At 73.3% G+C, this 15,018-nt stretch carries 19 protein-coding genes; 12 read left to right on the forward strand and 7 right to left on the reverse strand.

Going from position 1 to position 15,018, the window contains the following annotated elements; genetic code table 11:
- Positions 1–15 precede the first annotated feature (15 nt).
- Both ABZS77_RS08075 and ABZS77_RS08080 read left to right on the forward strand, forming a co-directional pair.
- The gene (locus tag ABZS77_RS08075) at positions 16–978 is read left to right on the forward strand and encodes a helix-turn-helix transcriptional regulator (RefSeq protein WP_354819026.1); all 963 of its coding nucleotides are present in this window, start codon (positions 16–18) and stop codon (positions 976–978) included.
- Positions 979–1,026: 48 nt separating this feature from the next.
- Positions 1,027–1,668 (forward strand): DUF6624 domain-containing protein, encoded by a 642-nt coding sequence (locus tag ABZS77_RS08080; protein ID WP_354819029.1) that lies wholly within the window; start codon positions 1,027–1,029, stop codon positions 1,666–1,668.
- Here the strand turns inward: ABZS77_RS08080 and ABZS77_RS08085 are convergent.
- Positions 1,665–3,065: a PLP-dependent aminotransferase family protein gene (locus ABZS77_RS08085; RefSeq protein ID WP_354819032.1), complete on the reverse strand. Its 1,401-nt coding sequence runs from the start codon at positions 3,063–3,065 to the stop codon at positions 1,665–1,667. The genes ABZS77_RS08080 and ABZS77_RS08085 overlap by 4 nt on opposite strands.
- Between ABZS77_RS08085 and ABZS77_RS08090 the strand changes: the two genes are divergently transcribed.
- On the forward strand, positions 3,064–4,011 hold the full coding sequence (locus ABZS77_RS08090) for a DMT family transporter (RefSeq protein WP_354819035.1): 948 nt from the start codon (positions 3,064–3,066) through the stop codon (positions 4,009–4,011). The genes ABZS77_RS08085 and ABZS77_RS08090 overlap by 2 nt on opposite strands.
- Positions 4,012–4,107: 96 nt before the next feature.
- Here ABZS77_RS08090 and ABZS77_RS08095 read toward each other — a convergent pair whose 3' ends face one another.
- The gene (locus ABZS77_RS08095) at positions 4,108–4,809 is read right to left on the reverse strand and encodes a TetR/AcrR family transcriptional regulator (protein ID WP_354819038.1); all 702 of its coding nucleotides are present in this window, start codon (positions 4,807–4,809) and stop codon (positions 4,108–4,110) included.
- 59 nt (positions 4,810–4,868) lie between these two features.
- Here ABZS77_RS08095 and ABZS77_RS08100 point away from each other — a divergent pair, with 59 nt between their 5' ends.
- Genes ABZS77_RS08100 through ABZS77_RS08110 form a run of 3 tightly spaced genes read left to right on the forward strand, consistent with a single transcriptional unit; the run spans position 4,869 to position 7,054 of the window.
- Positions 4,869–5,708 (forward strand): alpha/beta fold hydrolase, encoded by an 840-nt coding sequence (locus ABZS77_RS08100; RefSeq protein WP_354819041.1) that lies wholly within the window; start codon positions 4,869–4,871, stop codon positions 5,706–5,708.
- 49 nt (positions 5,709–5,757) lie between these two features.
- Positions 5,758–6,663, forward strand: a complete 906-nt coding sequence (locus ABZS77_RS08105) for an ion transporter (RefSeq protein ID WP_354819044.1) — start codon at positions 5,758–5,760, stop codon at positions 6,661–6,663.
- 37 nt (positions 6,664–6,700) lie between these two features.
- A complete protein-coding gene (locus tag ABZS77_RS08110) occupies positions 6,701–7,054 on the forward strand; it encodes a TraR/DksA C4-type zinc finger protein (protein WP_354819047.1) in 354 nt (117 codons plus the stop codon).
- A gap of 21 nt (positions 7,055–7,075) precedes the next feature.
- On the opposite strand, the gene ABZS77_RS08115 is transcribed toward ABZS77_RS08110, so the two are convergent.
- Together ABZS77_RS08115 and ABZS77_RS08120 are read right to left on the reverse strand one after the other, a co-directional pair.
- Positions 7,076–8,473: an FAD-dependent oxidoreductase gene (locus ABZS77_RS08115; RefSeq protein WP_354819050.1), complete on the reverse strand. Its 1,398-nt coding sequence runs from the start codon at positions 8,471–8,473 to the stop codon at positions 7,076–7,078.
- Positions 8,474–8,487: 14 nt separating this feature from the next.
- On the reverse strand, positions 8,488–8,982 hold the full coding sequence (locus ABZS77_RS08120) for an N-acetyltransferase family protein (protein ID WP_354819053.1): 495 nt from the start codon (positions 8,980–8,982) through the stop codon (positions 8,488–8,490).
- A 98-nt stretch (positions 8,983–9,080) separates the two neighbouring features.
- Here ABZS77_RS08120 and ABZS77_RS08125 point away from each other — a divergent pair, with 98 nt between their 5' ends.
- The 3 genes from ABZS77_RS08125 to ABZS77_RS08135 are packed head-to-tail and all read left to right on the forward strand — an operon-like array spanning position 9,081 to position 10,924.
- Complete coding sequence (locus ABZS77_RS08125; protein ID WP_354819056.1) at positions 9,081–9,428, forward strand: metalloregulator ArsR/SmtB family transcription factor; 348 nt, start codon at positions 9,081–9,083, stop codon at positions 9,426–9,428.
- Positions 9,425–10,507: an ACR3 family arsenite efflux transporter gene (gene arsB / locus ABZS77_RS08130; RefSeq protein WP_354819059.1), complete on the forward strand. Its 1,083-nt coding sequence runs from the start codon at positions 9,425–9,427 to the stop codon at positions 10,505–10,507. The genes ABZS77_RS08125 and arsB overlap by 4 nt, the downstream gene beginning before the upstream one ends.
- Before the next feature lie 15 nt (positions 10,508–10,522).
- The gene (locus ABZS77_RS08135; protein WP_354819062.1) at positions 10,523–10,924 is read left to right on the forward strand and encodes an arsenate reductase ArsC; all 402 of its coding nucleotides are present in this window, start codon (positions 10,523–10,525) and stop codon (positions 10,922–10,924) included.
- Here ABZS77_RS08135 and ABZS77_RS08140 read toward each other — a convergent pair.
- The 3 genes from ABZS77_RS08140 to ABZS77_RS08150 are packed head-to-tail and all read right to left on the reverse strand — an operon-like array spanning position 10,921 to position 13,513.
- Complete coding sequence (locus ABZS77_RS08140; protein WP_354819065.1) at positions 10,921–11,493, reverse strand: GerMN domain-containing protein; 573 nt, start codon at positions 11,491–11,493, stop codon at positions 10,921–10,923. The two genes, ABZS77_RS08135 and ABZS77_RS08140, sit on opposite strands and share 4 nt — an antisense overlap.
- A complete protein-coding gene (locus ABZS77_RS08145) occupies positions 11,481–12,836 on the reverse strand; it encodes a HAMP domain-containing sensor histidine kinase (protein WP_354819068.1) in 1,356 nt (451 codons plus the stop codon). The genes ABZS77_RS08140 and ABZS77_RS08145 overlap by 13 nt, the downstream gene beginning before the upstream one ends.
- Entirely contained in the window at positions 12,833–13,513 is a 681-nt protein-coding gene (locus ABZS77_RS08150) for a response regulator transcription factor (RefSeq protein WP_354819071.1), read from the reverse strand. The genes ABZS77_RS08145 and ABZS77_RS08150 overlap by 4 nt, the downstream gene beginning before the upstream one ends.
- 156 nt (positions 13,514–13,669) lie before the next feature.
- Here ABZS77_RS08150 and ABZS77_RS08155 point away from each other — a divergent pair, with 156 nt between their 5' ends.
- The 3 genes from ABZS77_RS08155 to ABZS77_RS08165 are packed head-to-tail and all read left to right on the forward strand — an operon-like array spanning position 13,670 to position 15,014.
- Positions 13,670–14,119: an STAS domain-containing protein gene (locus ABZS77_RS08155; RefSeq protein ID WP_354819074.1), complete on the forward strand. Its 450-nt coding sequence runs from the start codon at positions 13,670–13,672 to the stop codon at positions 14,117–14,119.
- Positions 14,116–14,406 (forward strand): GlsB/YeaQ/YmgE family stress response membrane protein, encoded by a 291-nt coding sequence (locus ABZS77_RS08160; RefSeq protein WP_354819077.1) that lies wholly within the window; start codon positions 14,116–14,118, stop codon positions 14,404–14,406. Before ABZS77_RS08155 ends, ABZS77_RS08160 begins: the two co-directional genes overlap by 4 nt.
- 14 nt (positions 14,407–14,420) lie before the next feature.
- Positions 14,421–15,014, forward strand: coding sequence for an STAS domain-containing protein (locus tag ABZS77_RS08165; protein ID WP_354819080.1), 594 nt, complete (start codon positions 14,421–14,423; stop codon positions 15,012–15,014).
- Positions 15,015–15,018: the final 4 nt, after the last annotated feature.

The following is a 15,018-nucleotide window of genomic DNA, read 5'->3' on the forward strand; positions in this document are numbered from 1 at the left end:
GGACGGAGACAGCGGATGACGCCATCAGTGCAGAGCCGAGAATTCGACAGCCGAGACCCGGCGGCCATCCATCGCTTCCTGGCCCGCACGTACGGGACGGATCTGCGCATCCGCGCCGAGGAGACGGGGTACCACTTCGTCCACCAGCGCATCGACGCCGGGCCGTTCGCCCTCACCGCCACCGGCCAGACCGCGCATCTCGACATCGAGGTGGGCGAGATGGACGGGCTGGTCGTCAGCCGCAGCCGCACCGCGCATGTCAAGCGCACCTGCGAGGGGTCGACGCACCGGTTCGGTCCCGGCGACGTCTACCTCACCACGAGGCCGGGCCGACCGTTCAACCTGCGCTGGGCACCGGGCCTGGTGGAATTCTGCGTCCTGGACCTCACGGTGCTGACGCAGGTGGCGACCGCCGCGCCGGCCCGTCGGCCCGGTCGGATCCGGTTCACCGACCTGGGCGCCACCGACGCCCGGCTCGCCGGGCAGTGGCGAAAGACCACCAGCTACATCAGTGACGTCGTGCTGAGCAACCCGAGCACCCGGACCCAACCCCTGGTGGTCGGCAACGCCGCGCGGATGCTCGCCGCCGCGGCGCTGGCGATCTTCCCGAACACGGCGTTCACCGACGAGACGAGCGCGGACCGCCGCGACGCCAGCCCCGCCACCCTGCGCCGCGCCATCACCTTCATCGAGGAGAACGCCGACCGGGACATCAGCGCCGCCGACATCGCCCGCGCCGCCACCGTCTCCCTGCGTGCGGTGCAACTCGCCTTCCGCCGCCACCTCGGCACCACCCCGATGGCGTACCTGCGTCGGATCCGCCTCGACCGCGCCCACCACGACCTCATCCGGGCCGACCCTCGGCAGGAGACCGTGTCGGCCATCGCCAGTCGGTGGGGCTTCGCCAGCCACAGCAGGTTCACCGCGCGCTACCACGCCAGCTACGGCGTACCGCCCCGCGAGACACTGCACGCCTGAGGCGACGAGCCTTGTGACGCGGCCCCCGCAGCGACGACAATCGGCCGGGTGAAGCTCTCCACGCGGGTCACGTCGGCCCTGGTGAGCCTGCTGATCCTCGCCGCGTGCGACACCGCGTCCGAGCCCGCCGGCACGCCCACTGCCAGCGGCGCACCGACGACACCCACGGTCCGATCGAGTGTGTCCACCTCCCCCGCCGCCTACGACAAGGCCCTGCACGACGAGTTGATCGCGATGCTTGCCCGCGACCAGGCCGACCGCGAGGGCAGCCCGCAGACCGAGTCCGACCAGGCCCGCACCGCCCGGCTGAAGGACATCGTCCGGGCCCACGGCTGGCCCACCTTCGACCTGGTCGGCGAGGACGGCGGCAACGCCGCCTGGGCCATCGCCCAGCACTCCGACCTGGATCCCGACTTCCAGCAGGAGGCGCTGGGCCTGCTGCGCGCGGCCGTCGCCGCCCGCCAGGCCTCGCCGGGCAACCTCGCCTACCTCCAGGACCGGGTCGCCACCGGCAAGGGCGAGCCCCAGGTGTACGGGACGCAGATCCGCTGTGGACCCGACGGCCCCGTCCCGGCCACCCCGATCAGGGACGAGGCGGATGTCGAACGACGCCGCGCCGAGGCTGGCCTGCCCACGCTCGCCAGCTACCTCGCTGAGATGACCACGATCTGCGCCCAGGACGCCAACTAGACCCGTTCCGCGCGCAGAGCGCGGGCGAGGCGGCGGACGGCCTCGTCCATGAGGTCGGGCGCGGCGGCGGCGTAGGTGAGGCGCAGGTGCGGCGCCGGGGGTTCGGCCGCGTACCAGGGGCGACCAGGAAAGACGACGACGCCCTCGGCGGCAGCGGCGGCGGCCAGCGCCACGTCGTCGGCGCCGTCGGGCAGGCGGACCCACAGGTGCAGACCGCCGCGCGGGATCGACTGTGGACAGAGGTCGGGCAGGTGTCGCCGCAGCGCGGCAACCAACGCCTCGCGGCGTGTCCGCAGTGCCGTGGTGAGGGCCCGACGGTGCCGCGACCAGGCCGGGGAGGTGAGGAACTCCAGCGCCGCCTGCTGGAGTGGGCCGGCCACGAAGAAGTCGTCGAGCAGCCGTGCCGCGCGCAACCGGGCGCCGACCGGTCCGCGTGCCCCGATCGCCGCGACACGCAGCCCGGGCGCGGTCGACTTGGTCAACGAGCGCAGGTACACGACGTGCCCGTGGGGATCGTCGGCGGCCAGCGGCGGTGGGGCCGAACCGTCGATGGTGAGGTCGCGGGCGTAGTCGTCCTCGATCAGGAACGCCCCGGCGTCGCGTACCGCCTCGGCGACCTGCGCCCGGCGGTGGGCGGCCAACGTCGCGCCGTGCGGGTTGGCGTGCAGGGGCTGGCAGTAGAACAGCCGCGCGCCGGTACGGGCGAACGCGGCGGCGAGGTGGTCGGGGCGTACCCCGTCGGCGTCCGCCGGCACCGGCACCACCCGGAGCCCGGCGGCCCGGGCCACGGCCAGCGCGCCCAGGTAGGTCGGGGACTCGACGAGCAGGGCGTCACCGGGAGCGGCGAGGGCCCGCACCGCGCAGGACAGCGCGGCCTGCCCGCCGGGGCAGATCACCATGTCCTCGGGCCGCAGCCCGGACCCGGCCTCGCGGGCGAACCAGGCGCGCAGGTCCTCGCGCCCCTCGACCGGGCCCCACTGCCAGGTCGCGGGTTGGCGGGCGGCGCGGCCCAGTGCGGCGCCCAGGGCGGTGGCCGGCTGGAGGTCCGCGTCCAGGTAGCCGCCGGACAGCGCGATCGCGCCGGCCTGCGGCAGCGCCAGCAGCGCCTGCATCTCGCTCTCGCCGGACGGGCGGGGGCCCAGGGCGACGGTCTGCCAGGACAGGTCGGGTACGCGTCGCTCGTCCGGCGCGGCGGCCACGAAGGTGCCCCGGCCGGGCCGCGCCTCGATCAGCCCCTCGGCCACCAACCGCCGGACGGCCTCGGCGACGGTGACCGGTGAGGCCTGGTGCCGGGCGGTCAGCTCCCGGACCGACGGCAGCCGGGCGCCGGGACCGGCGGCGGCGACCAGCGCGCGGAGATCTTGGATAACACGGTCCGCTGCGTTACCGTTCTCCATGAAGGCCGATAGTAGCGCTACCGCTGCCAGCACGGTAACAACGATCCGGGCCGGTGGCCTCGCCCTCGGCGCGCTGGGGGTGCTCGCGTTCAGCTTCTCGCTCCCCGCGACCCGGCTGGCTGTCCAGCAACTCGATCCGTGGTTCGTCGCGTTCGGACGGGCGGTCGGCGCGGGACTGCTGGCCTGGGCGTACCTGCGGCTCACCGGCGCACCCCGGCCCTCGCGCGGCCAGTGGCGACGGCTCTCGGTCGTCGCCCTGGGCGTCGTCGTCGGCTTCCCGCTGTTCACCTCGCTGGCCCTGCTCACCCAGACCTCCGCGCACGGCGCGGTCGTCATCGCCGCGCTGCCCGCGATGACCGCCGTGTTCGCGGTGCTGCGCGCGGGTGAACGCCCGCCGCCGCTGTTCTGGGTGGCGAGCGCCGGCGGCCTGCTCGCGGTGCTGGCCTTCCTCGCCGCCAGCGGCGCGGTACGCGGCACCATCACCGTGCCCGACGTGTTCCTGCTCGCGGCGATCGTGCTCTGCGGCCTCGGGTACGCCGAGGGCGGCGCGCTCGCCCGCGAGCTGGGCGGCGCCCGGACGATCTGCTGGGCGCTGCTGCTGTCGTTGCCGGTCACCGTGCCCGTCACGGTCGTCGCCGCGGTCGCCGACCGGCCAAGCGCCGACGCCCTCGGCTGGTCGGCGTTCGGCTACCTCACCGTCGTCTCGATGTTCCTGGGCTTCTTCGCCTGGTACGCCGGCCTGGCCCGGGGCGGCATCGCGCAGGTCGGTCAGGTCCAGCTCGCGCAGCCGGTGCTCACCCTCGGCTGGTCGGCGCTGCTGCTCGGCGAGACCGTCACCCCGGCCTCGATCGTGGCGGCCGTGGTGGTGCTGGCGTGCGTCGTGCTGATCCAGCGCACCCGGCGCTCGGCACCGGTGGTGCGACGGGACAGGGCTGGCACGCGTTAGGCCGCTCACGGGCGTCCAGCAGGTCCACGGCTGCGCATTGCCGCACGAGACCCGGGCAGGTTGGTGGCGGTGGGTGTCAGCGGGCGCCGGCCCACGTCATGCCACCTCGCCTGCCGGGTCGGTGAGCAGGCCGCTCAGCACGCTGCGAAGCGTCCGCTCGAAGAGGTCGCCCGAGGGCGGCGGCGCGGGAGGTTGGCGGAGCGCCGCGACCAGATGCGGGTACGCCGCGAGGTCGATGCCCGCGAAACCGACCGCCCCGGAGGCGGCCTCGCTACGGGCGAACAGGGTCACCACGCCGGTCATCATCGCGATGGCTTCGAACTTGGCCGAGACGGCACAGGGCACCGGCTCCAGGATCCGGATGCAGTTGTCGAACCAGGCCAGGCCCTCAGGGCCGACACCGGAGCCGCGATGGATCACGTCCAGCAGCCACGGGTGGGCGCGGTGCAGCGCCAACTGCCGACGGGCCAGCAGCATCATCGTGTCCAGCCAGTCGTCCCGATCCCGCGGGTACGGTCGCATCTCCCCCACGACGCGGTCGGTCATCAGGTCCAGCAGATCGTCGCGGGACGACAGGTAGCGGTAGAGCGATCCCGCACCGGTGCCTAGTGCGGTGGCGACGGCACGCATCGACACCGCGGCGAGCCCTTCCGCGTCGGCCAGGGCGATGGCCGCCACGACGATGGCGTCCCGGCTGTGGGCCGGCGCCGGTCCACGGCTGCCCCTCTCGGGACGCGCCCAGATCGACTGCCGACCGTCGGGGGCTGGATCGCCGGTTTTCCTGGGTGCGTCGGTCACCGATCCACTGTAAACTGCAAACGTCGTTCGCAGTTTGGTTGACACGGAGGGGCGGACCGATGACGGAGCGGATCAGGGCACGCGACGGGCAGACCGTGGCGTTGCACTCCACGGGCAACGGCCCGGGGATCGTCGTCGTACACGGCGGCGGCGTCACCATCGACGTCTACCGCCGACTGACCGCCGCCCTCGCCGACGAGTTCACCGTGCACCTGTACAACCGGCGGGGACGGGCCGACGCGCCCCCCAGATCCGAGCCCTACACCGTCGAGCAGGAGATCGACGACCTCGCCACGGTGCTGGAGCACACCGGAGCCACCAACGTCATCGGCCACAGTGCCGGCGGGTTCATCGCACTCGAGGGCGCACGTCACCTGCCGATCGACCGACTCGCCCTCTACGACGCCGCCATCTCCGTCGACGGCGGCATGCCCTTCGCGTGGCTCGAAGGGGCCCACGCGGCGGCACGCGATGGCGACATCGCCAGGGGTCTCGCCATCACGACTGCCGGAATCAACCCGCAGATGGCGGCGGCGAGGCTTCCGCTCGCCGTCCGGGTGGCGATCATCCGTGCGTTCCTGCGGACCCCGATCGGCCGCATGATGGGCGATCTGCTGCCGATGACGTTGGACGAGACGGCCCTGATCCTGGCGCACGACGGCCCCGCCACACAGTGGGCCGGGGTGACCGCGGAGGTGCTGCTGGCCTGCGGCGCCGACGGCCCGCCCTACTACGTCGACACGAACGAGGCGTTGGCCCGCGCACTGCCGCGCGCGCGGGCGCTGACGATCCCCCGCAGCGGCCACGACGCCATCAACCGTGCACATCCGAGGATCGTCGATCCGCTGGTCGACTTCTTCGCCGCACCCGTGACGCCGGACCAGGCGGGCCGTTCCTGATCGGTCGCGCGGTCGCCGGGCGAGCTTGATCTTGGATAGGCTGCTCGCCATGCCCCCGCACCGCCGGCCCGCGCTGGCCGACGCCTGCGCGCGGCTCGCCCGGTCGCGCCCCTTCGAGATCGTCATCGTCGTCGCCATCCTCGCCAACGGCGTCGTTCTCGGCCTGGAGACGTACGACGGCCTGATCCCCGCGAACGCGGCCCTGCACGGGCTGGAATGGCTCTTCCGCGCGGTCTTCGTCCTGGAGATCGCCATCCGGCTGGCGGCCTACGGTCGCCGTCCGCAGGACTTCTTCAAGCACGGCTGGAACGTCTTCGATTTCCTCGTGATCGCGGCCATCTTCGTTCCGGGCCTGCACGGCGACTCGGCGCTGCTGCGCGTGGTCCGGGTCGCCCGGATGGTGCGGCTGGTGCGGTTCTCGCCGGGCCTGCGGACCATCGTGTCCGCCCTGTGGCGCAGCCTGCCGGGCGTCGCCGGATTCCTCGCCCTGGCCGTGGTGACGCTCTACGTGTACGGGATGGCCGGCTGGCTGATCTTCGGCGACCGCTATCCCGACGAGTACGGCGACATCGGCCGTTCCCTGCTGACGCTGTTCGTTCTGCTGTCGCTGGAGACCCTGCCCGACCTCATCGAGCAGGGCCTGGCCATGTCGCCGTGGACGCTGCTCTACTACGTCAGCTACGTGATCATCACGGTCAACCTGCTGCTCAACATCCTCATCGCGGTCATCGTCAACTCGATGGAGGAGGCACGCCGGCTGGAGATGACCGAACGGCTGGCCCCCGGCTACGACGAGGACGGCGACGGCGTCCCCGACGAGGTGGACCGCATCGCGCTCACCCAACGGCTGGACGACCTGCGGGCGGTCATCGCCGAGTTGGAACGGGAACTGCGGATCGACCGTGAGGACGGGCACGGCCGACCACACCGCGAGGACTCCCGCGTCCGACGCTGACGCGGGGGCCGGCCTGCCCGGCGTACCGTGGAGCGCCATGGACAGCGAATCCAGCGCGATCCGGGCGGGTCTGCTCCGGCGGCGCGACGAGACGGCGGCCCAGGCCGCTGCGCTGGAGGGCGACCTGCGGAGCCTCTTCGAGGCGTCCCGGTCGTCCAACGCCGACGACGAGCACGATCCCGAGGGCAGCACGATCGCGTTCGAACGGGCCCAGCTCAGCGCCGTCCTCGACGCGACGCGTCGCCGCCTTGCGGAGTTGGACGTGGCGCTGAGCCGGGTCGACGCGGGCAGCTACGGCGTGTGCGAACGGTGTTCCCGGCCCATTCCCGCCGAACGGCTCGCCGCCCGCCCGTCGGCACGGACCTGCGTGGCGTGCGCCGGCCGACGGTGACCGCGCCGCCCGGGGCGGAGGTCAGCTGGCGCAGCAGCCGCCGGCCTGGTCCTCGGCGTTCACGGCGACGAGACTGAGCAGCCCACCGGAGACACCGGTGGCCAGGCCACGGCCGACCGGCTCGGGCGTCGCCGCCGGCCCGCAGCAGCCGTCGCCGGTCGTCGCGTCGGCGGCGTTGCTGTTGCACACGCCGGTCTCGGGCAGGTCGAGTTGGACGTCGCGGGCGGCGGTCCAGTCCCCGGCGAGGGCCGCGACGACCGATCGGACCTGCTCGTAGCCGGTGGCCATGAGGAACGTCGGCGCACGGCCGTAGGACTTCATGCCGACCGCGTAGTAGTCCCGCTCCGGGTGGGCGAGTTCGTCCACGCCGTGCGGAGGAACCGTGCCGCAGGAATGCTCGTTCGGGTCGATCAGCGGGGCGAGGGCGCGGGTGGCGCCCATGACCGGGTCGAGGTCCAGGCGCAGCTCGGAGGCGATGGAGTGGTCGGGACGAAAGCCGGTGGCGGCGACGACACGGTCCACGACGACCGACTCCTCACCACCGTCGGCGTGCCGCACCACCACGGCCACCCGGCCGTCGACCGGCGCGAGGGCGTGCACCGAGAAACCGGTGAGCAGGCGGACCCGGCCGGCGTCGACATGTTCGCGCAACCGCGACCCGAGGGCACCGCGCGCCGGCAGGGCGTCGGCGTCACCGCCGCCGTACGTCCGCGCTGGCGAGGTGGCGCGGATCGCCCAGGTCACCTCGGTGCCGGGCTCGGCGGCGGCGAGCTGCGCCAGCGACAGCAGGGTGTTCGCCGCGGAGTGACCGGCGCCGACGACGAGGGTGTGCCGGCCGGCGAAGCGGTCCCGGCCGGCGCCGAGGACGTCCGGCAGCGCGTGTTCGAGGTACGCGGCGACGTCGGCCTCACCCCGGGCGGGCAGGCCGGACGCGCCGAGGACGTTGGGGGTGTCCCAGGTGCCGGAGGCGTCGATGACGGCACGGGCCAGCAGCTCGGTGCCGTCGGTCAGGCGGACCAGGAACGGGGTGCTGTCGCGTCCGGCGCTGCGCAGCCGGTCCAGGCCGAGGCGGCTGATCGCCCCGACCCGGGCGCCGTAGCGTACGTGCGGCTTGAGCTGGGGCAGCTCCGCGAGCGGTTGGAGGTAGTCGCCGACCAGCTCCGCGCCGGTGGGCAGGGCCTGCGGGTCGGGGGCGACCCAACCGGCCTCGTCGAGGAGCCGGCGGGCGGCCGGGTCGACGTTGTGACGCCAGGGCGAGAAGACCCGCACGTGCCCCCACTGCCGTACGGCGGCGCCGGGGGTGTCGCCGGCCTCCAGGACGACGAGGGGCAGACCGCGTTCGTGCAGGTGGGCGGCGGCGGCCAGACCGGTCGGGCCGGCGCCGATCACGACGACGGGCAGGGTGTCCAGGGCGTGCATCGGGTGACTCCTCGTCAGGTGATGGTGGGACTGCGTCGCTCCAGCAGGACGACGTCGCGCCAGCGGTCGTGGTGGCGGCCGATCCGCTCGCGGACGCCGATCACGCGGAACCCGGCCCGTTGGTGCAGGGCGAGGCTGGCGGCGTTCTCCGGGAAGATCCCGGACTGGATCGTCCAGATGCCCGCGGCTTCGGTCGAGGCGATCAGGGTGTCGAGCAACAGCCGGCCGACTCCGCGCCCCTGGGCTGCGGGGTCGACGTAGACGGAGTGCTCGACCACTCCGGCGTAGACCTGCCGGGTCGACGTCGGCGAGACGGCGACCCAGCCGAGGATGGTGTCGCCGTCCAGGGCCACGAATCGGTGCGCGGGCAGGCGACCGGCGTCGAACGCCGCCCAGGTCGGCGCGACGACCTCGAAGCTGGCGTCACCACCGTCGAGGCCGGCCTGGTAGACCGCCAGGACGCGGTCGGCGTCGCGGACGTCCATCGGACGTACGGTGAGGTCGGCCATCGCGGGCTCCGTTCCGGGTGGGCGTTTCCGGGGCGCTGTCTCGACGCCTGTCGAATCAGACAGTTGCACGCTGATTAGATAGCTGTCAACCTAGACACATGTCGAAACAAGCGGCCACGGACGTGTCCTGCTGCCCGTCCCTGGCCGAACGGCACCTACCGACCGAGGCCGCCGCCGCGCTCTCCCCCGCGTTCAAGGCACTCGGGGACCCGGTCCGCCTTCAGCTGATGTCGATGATCGCCTCCGCCGAGGGCGGGGAGATCTGCGTCTGCGACCTGACCCCCGCCTTCGACCTCACCGGCCCGACCATCTCGCACCACCTCCGGACGCTGCGCGCGGCGGGGCTCGTCGACGCCGAGCGACGGGGCACCTGGGTCTACTACCGTGCCCGCCCGACGATGCTGCGCCAGCTCGCCGCCCTGCTCACGGTCCCGGAGGGCCGGTGAGCACCGCGGCGGTCCCCCGGAGGGCCAGCGCCGACAGCACGGTGGTCGGGCGCCTCTCCCGACTCGACCGGCTGCTGCCGGTCTGGATCGGCCTGGCCATGGTCGGCGGGCTGCTCCTCGGTCGCCTCGTTCCGGGCCTCGACCGCGCGCTCGACTCGGTGACGATCGGCGGCATCTCGCTGCCGATCGCGGTCGGCCTGCTGATCATGATGTACCCGGTGCTGGCGAAGGTCCGCTACGACCGACTCGACACCGTCACCGGCGACCGACGACTGTTGATCTCCTCGCTCGTCCTCAACTGGCTCGTCGGTCCCGCCGTGATGTTCGCCCTGGCCTGGATCTTCCTGGCCGACCAGCCCGCGTACCGGACCGGCCTGATCATCGTCGGTCTGGCCCGCTGCATCGCCATGGTCATCATCTGGAACGACCTCGCCTGCGGCGACCGGGAGGCCGCCGCCGTCCTGGTCGCGCTCAACTCGGTGTTCCAGGTCCTCGCCTTCGGCCTGCTCGGCTGGTTCTACCTGTCCGTCCTGCCCGGCTGGCTGGGGCTGCCCGGCGCCGAGCTGACCATCTCGGCGGGCGACATCGCCGGCAACGTGCTCATCTTCCTCGGCATCCCGCTGCTGGCCGGCTACCTCACCCGCCGCCTCGGCGAACGGGCCAAGGGCCGCACCTGGTACGAGACGCGCTTCCTGCCCAGGATCGGCCCCGCCGCCCTGTACGGACTGCTGTTCACCATCGTGATCCTGTTCGCCCTCCAGGGCGACGCCGTCACCAGCCGGCCCCTGGACGTCGCCCGCATCGCCGTACCGCTGCTTGTGTACTTCGCGCTGCTCTTTGCCGGCGCATACGCCCTCGGCCGGGCCATCGGCCTCGGCTACGAACGCACCACCACCCTGGCCTTCACGGCGGCCGGCAACAACTTCGAACTCGCCATCGCGGTCGCGATCGGCACCTTCGGCGTCGCCTCCGGTCAGGCCCTCGCCGGGGTCGTCGGCCCGCTGATCGAGGTGCCCGTCCTGGTCGGACTCGTCTACGTCTCGCTCTGGGCGCGCCGCCGTTTCTTCACGACCCCCTGATCGAGAGACACCACCATGAGCGACAAGCCCAGCGTCCTGTTCGTCTGCGTCCACAACGCCGGCCGTTCCCAGATGGCCGCCGGCTGGCTGCGGCACCTCGCCGGCGACACGGTCGAGGTCCGCTCGGCCGGCTCCGCGCCGGCCGACACCGTCAACCCCGCCGCCGTGCAGGCCATGCGGGAGGTCGGCATCGACATCACCGATCAGACCCCGAGGCTCCTGGAGTACGCCACCGCGGAGTCCTCCGACGTCATCGTGACGATGGGCTGCGGCGACGCATGCCCGATCTTCCCCGGCAAGCGCTACGAGGACTGGAAGCTCGACGACCCCGCCGGTAGGGGCGTGGAGTCGGTACGCCCGATCCGCGACGAGATCCGCACCCGGGTGGAGAAGCTGCTCGCCGAGTTGCGCCGCTAGGACGCGCTGATCAGCGGCGCGTAGTCGGCGCGGGTGAGCGGCCTGGTCGACAGGAAACCGTCGGCCCGGGGCACACCGAGCGGCCGGCCGTCGCGCAGGAACACCACCGTGGTGACGTCGTCGCGGCCGGTCAGGGTGCAGACGATCTGCCCGAAGGCGAGGACCTCGTCACTGCGTCCGGCGTCGGCGCCCGGCACGTCGACGACGACGTGGGCCTGCGTACCGGTCACGGTCACCCCGGCGGCGTTGACGGCACCCGGCAGGGCGCTGGCCAGGTCGTCGTCGCGTTCGCCCGCGGTGGGCCCGGCCAGCAGGTGCCGCAGGTGCTCGTCGGCCCCGGACGGGCGGTCGACCCGTCGCAGGACCGGGACGATGTGGTTGTCGCGCACGAGGCAGAGCGTCTCGTCGAACCGCCCCGCCGGGGCGGTGGCGTCGGTGGGGACCGCAGCGGGGAACGGCCCCGACGGTGGCTCGACCGTCCGTGGCGCGCCCTCGGTGGGCACGCCGCAGCCCGACAGCAGCGCGACCAGGGCGAACGCGGCGAGCCGGCGGCCGTTCACGGCAGGCATCCCGGCAGCGTGACGCGGAAGCGAGCCCCTCCGCCGGGACGGTCGGTGACGCCGACCCGCCCGCCGTGCGCCGCCGCGTGTTGGGCGACGAGCGCGAGACCGAGGCCGGTGCCGTCACCGGCGCCACGCGTGTGGGCGGCACGTCCCCGTACGAAGCGCCCGAAGATCGCCTCGCGGTCCTCGACCGGTACGCCGGGGCCGTCGTCGTCGACCTCGATCACCCCGGCGTCGCCGTCCCGGCCCAGACGCACGGCGACGGCGCCACCGCCGTGGCTGACGGCGTTGTCCAGCAGGTTGGCGAGGATCTGCGCGATACGGCGACGCTCCACGTGCCACACCTCGACCGTCTCCGGCGCGAGTCGTAAGAGGTTGACCGGCAGGTCGTGGGCCTGGCAGGCGTCCCGGGCCACCGCCGCCACGTCGACCGGGGCGCGGTGCGCGGGCTGGTCGCTGCGGGCCAGGTCGATCAGATCGTTGACGAGCCGTTGGAACCGGTCGATCTCGTCGGCGACCAGCCCCGCCGCCGTGGCCGTGCGCTCGTCCTGGTGCTCCCGCCGGCGGGCCAGGACGCTGGCCGCCGCCGCGAGGGTCTGCAGGGGCGACCGCAGTTCGTGACTGACGTCGGCGGCGAAGCGCCGGTCCCGCTCGATGCGGTGGGCCAACTGGTCGACCATCTGGTTGAACGACGAGGAGAGGCGGGTCAGGTCGGGGTCGGTGGCGGGGTCGAGGCGGGCGGTGAAGTCACCGGCGGCGATCTTCTCGGCGGCGTCGGCGACGGCCGTCAGCGGGCGCAGCCCGTGCCGGGTGGCGTACCAGCCCAGCGCCGCCCCGGACCCGGCGACCATGATCGCGACGGTGGTCAGCGCGAGCGCGAGGACCTGGAACGTCTGCTCCAGCTCCCGCAGCGAGTTGACCTCGAAGTAGGTCGCCGAGGCGGACAGCGGCACCCCCACCACCAGGGCCGGGTGGCCGTCGATGCGGACGCGCTGCACCGCCGGAGCACCGCCGGTGACGACCCGGCGCAGGCCGGCGGGTATCGCGGCGGTGGTGCCCGGGTCGGCGGCGCGCGCGTACCACTGGCCGTTGAGGTGCAGCACCGGCCGCCGGCTGCCGCCGGTGTCCAGCGAACGGAGCACCTCCACCACGTCGGGAGTGTCCGTGTCGAGCCCGGCCCGCACGACGGCGGCGTCGAAGTAGGCGGCGCGCAGCGCGGTGCGTTCCCGCTCGTCGATCAGGCTCCGGCGGGTCAGCTCGTAGGAGACCAGGGCCATCGACGCCGCGAGCAGGAGCGCGCCGACGGCGAACGCGGCGGTGACCCGGGTCCGCAGTCCGAGGCGTCTCATCGCTGCAACTTGTAGCCCAGGCCCCGCAGGGTCACCAGGTGCCGCGGGTTCGCCGGATCCGGTTCGATCTTCTGCCGCAGCCGCCCGACGTGCACGTCGACGAGGCGCTCGTCGCCGCTGTCGTAGCCCCAGACCCGTTGCAGCAACTGCTGGCGGGACAGCACCCGACCGGCGTGTTCGGCCAGCTCGCACAGCAGCCGGAACTCGGTACGGGTGACCGGCACCGGCTGGCCGACCCGGCGTACCTCCCCCGCGTCGGGGCTGATCTCCAGATCGCCGAAGGCGAACACGGCGACGACGTCCGGAGCGGCGACGGAACGGGCCCGGCGGCGAAGCGCCCGCAGCCGGGCCGTCAGCTCCTTGATCGCCACCGGCTTGACGACGTAGTCGTCCGCGCCCGCCTCCAGGGCGGCCACGATGTCGTGGGTGTCGTCGCGGGCACTGACCACCACGATCGGCACGTCGTCGTCGCGGCGCACCTGCCGGATGCACTCGAAGCCGTCGAGGCCGGGCAGCATCAGGTCCACCAGCACGTAGTCGGCGGGCTCACGGCGCTGGACGCGCAGGCCCTCCTCGGCGGTGGCGGCGCCGAGGACGTCGTACCCCTCGTCCTCGAGAGCGAGCAGCAGCGCCCGGCGGATGCGGTCGTCGTCCTCGATCACCAGTACGGCCGTCATGCCCGGAATCATGACCGGGCCGGCCGTCGAGCGGCCAACCGTGACCGTCAGACCGCGGATTTGTCACGCAACTGTCATAGATCCGCGCGGAGACCGCCAAGCCCGCGCGGCACGGTGGTGGCTCACCCGACGTGCGCGAGGCAGGGGGTACGACAGATGACCGGGCCACTGACACCCGTGCGGTGCACCCTGCCGCTGGTCAAGGTCTCCGTCAGCGAGCTCGACCTGGCCTGCCTCCCGGAGGCCGGTACGGTCTTCGACCGACTGCTGGCCCTGCAACCCCGGCAGGTCGTGCTCGACCTGTCCGCGTGCCGGCACATCGACGCCGCCGCCGTCGGGCTGCTCCTCGACCTGCACCGGCGGTTGAGCCGTGCCGACGCCGTCCTCACCCTCGCCAACCCGAATCCCCGCATCCGGCGCATCCTGAAGATCACCCACCTGGACCGGGTGCTGTCGATCGTCACGGACCGACCGCCGCCCCGACCGGCGGTGGGCACGCCCGGACCAGCGCCGGTCCCGACCCGGCCGGGAGGCGCGTACGGCCGGGCGTCAGTGACCGTCGGCCCGCGGCGTACGGCGGACACCGTCGACCGGGACGAGCCGTGACCGTCGGCGCTCTGCTCAGCGCGCTGGCCGTCGGTCTCGCCGTGGGTGCGCTCGGCCGGCTGGTGGTTCCGGGCCGGCAGACCGTCCCGCGCTGGGTCACCGCTGCCGTCGGCGTCGTGGCCGCGCTGCTCGGCAGCCTCACCGTCCGGCTCGCGGGTGACGCCGGCCCTCTGGACTTCCGCGAGACGCTCGTCCAGGTCTGCGCGTCCGGCGTCGCCGTGGTGCTCGTCGTGGTGACGTCGGGCCGGCACCGATCCGTCACACCGCCCGCCCGGACCCGAAGGTAGGAAGGACCAGCAGGATGACCGTCGTCCCGGACGACCACCTGATGACACTGATCTGCGACAGCTGCGGCGACAGCGTCACGGCCACCGCGTGTGTGCTGCCCGACGCCGAGGTCGTCTGGACGCTCGTGTCGGAGCAGGGCTGGAGCGGCTCGGCGTTCGCCACCGGACCGCACCGGTGCCCCCACTGCAGCCTGCTTCCGCCGGTCGGTGGCGGGCACGCGCCCTGCGACGAGCACGGTCCCGGCGGCATCCTCGGCATCGACCACCTCGACGACGTGACGGTCGTCGCCGCCGCCGGCGACCTGGACCTCGACACCGGTGACACCCTCCGTGCCGCGCTCCGGCACGCGGCGGAGATGGGCGGGCACGTGGTCGTCGACCTGAGTCAGGTCCACGTCATCGACTCGACAGGTCTCGGTCTGCTCGTCCGCGCCCACCGCGACGCCCGCGACCGTGGAGCCACGCTCTGCCTCGCCGCGCCGTCGCGGTTCATCCGGACCGTCCTGCACACCATGCGCCTGGACGGCCTCTTTCCGGTCTTCGACAGCCGCGACGACGCCGTCGCCCACGTGACCCACCGGGAGAGCAGAACGCTCGCGCGATCCTGAGCGT

Origin of the sequence: Micromonospora sp. NPDC005298 (assembly GCF_040607375.1) — a bacterium.
GTDB lineage: Bacteria > Actinomycetota > Actinomycetes > Mycobacteriales > Micromonosporaceae > Micromonospora.

Bases quoted from the DNA above. Each gene is read 5' to 3' on its own strand.
- ABZS77_RS08075 (WP_354819026.1), top strand. From the start codon at position 16: ATGACGCCATCAGTGCAGAGCCGAGAATTCGACAGCCGAGACCCGGCG.
- ABZS77_RS08090 (WP_354819035.1), top strand. From the start codon at position 3,064: ATGAAGGCCGATAGTAGCGCTACCGCTGCCAGCACGGTAACAACGATC.
- ABZS77_RS08085 (WP_354819032.1), bottom strand. From the start codon at position 3,065: ATGGAGAACGGTAACGCAGCGGACCGTGTTATCCAAGATCTCCGCGCG.
- ABZS77_RS08100 (WP_354819041.1), top strand. From the start codon at position 4,869: ATGACGGAGCGGATCAGGGCACGCGACGGGCAGACCGTGGCGTTGCAC.
- ABZS77_RS08105 (WP_354819044.1), top strand. From the start codon at position 5,758: ATGCCCCCGCACCGCCGGCCCGCGCTGGCCGACGCCTGCGCGCGGCTC.
- ABZS77_RS08110 (WP_354819047.1), top strand. From the start codon at position 6,701: ATGGACAGCGAATCCAGCGCGATCCGGGCGGGTCTGCTCCGGCGGCGC.
- ABZS77_RS08115 (WP_354819050.1), bottom strand. From the start codon at position 8,473: ATGCACGCCCTGGACACCCTGCCCGTCGTCGTGATCGGCGCCGGCCCG.
- ABZS77_RS08120 (WP_354819053.1), bottom strand. From the start codon at position 8,982: ATGGCCGACCTCACCGTACGTCCGATGGACGTCCGCGACGCCGACCGC.
- ABZS77_RS08125 (WP_354819056.1), top strand. From the start codon at position 9,081: ATGTCGAAACAAGCGGCCACGGACGTGTCCTGCTGCCCGTCCCTGGCC.
- ABZS77_RS08135 (WP_354819062.1), top strand. From the start codon at position 10,523: ATGAGCGACAAGCCCAGCGTCCTGTTCGTCTGCGTCCACAACGCCGGC.
- ABZS77_RS08140 (WP_354819065.1), bottom strand. From the start codon at position 11,493: ATGCCTGCCGTGAACGGCCGCCGGCTCGCCGCGTTCGCCCTGGTCGCG.
- ABZS77_RS08145 (WP_354819068.1), bottom strand. From the start codon at position 12,836: ATGAGACGCCTCGGACTGCGGACCCGGGTCACCGCCGCGTTCGCCGTC.
- ABZS77_RS08150 (WP_354819071.1), bottom strand. From the start codon at position 13,513: ATGACGGCCGTACTGGTGATCGAGGACGACGACCGCATCCGCCGGGCG.
- ABZS77_RS08155 (WP_354819074.1), top strand. From the start codon at position 13,670: ATGACCGGGCCACTGACACCCGTGCGGTGCACCCTGCCGCTGGTCAAG.
- ABZS77_RS08165 (WP_354819080.1), top strand. From the start codon at position 14,421: ATGACCGTCGTCCCGGACGACCACCTGATGACACTGATCTGCGACAGC.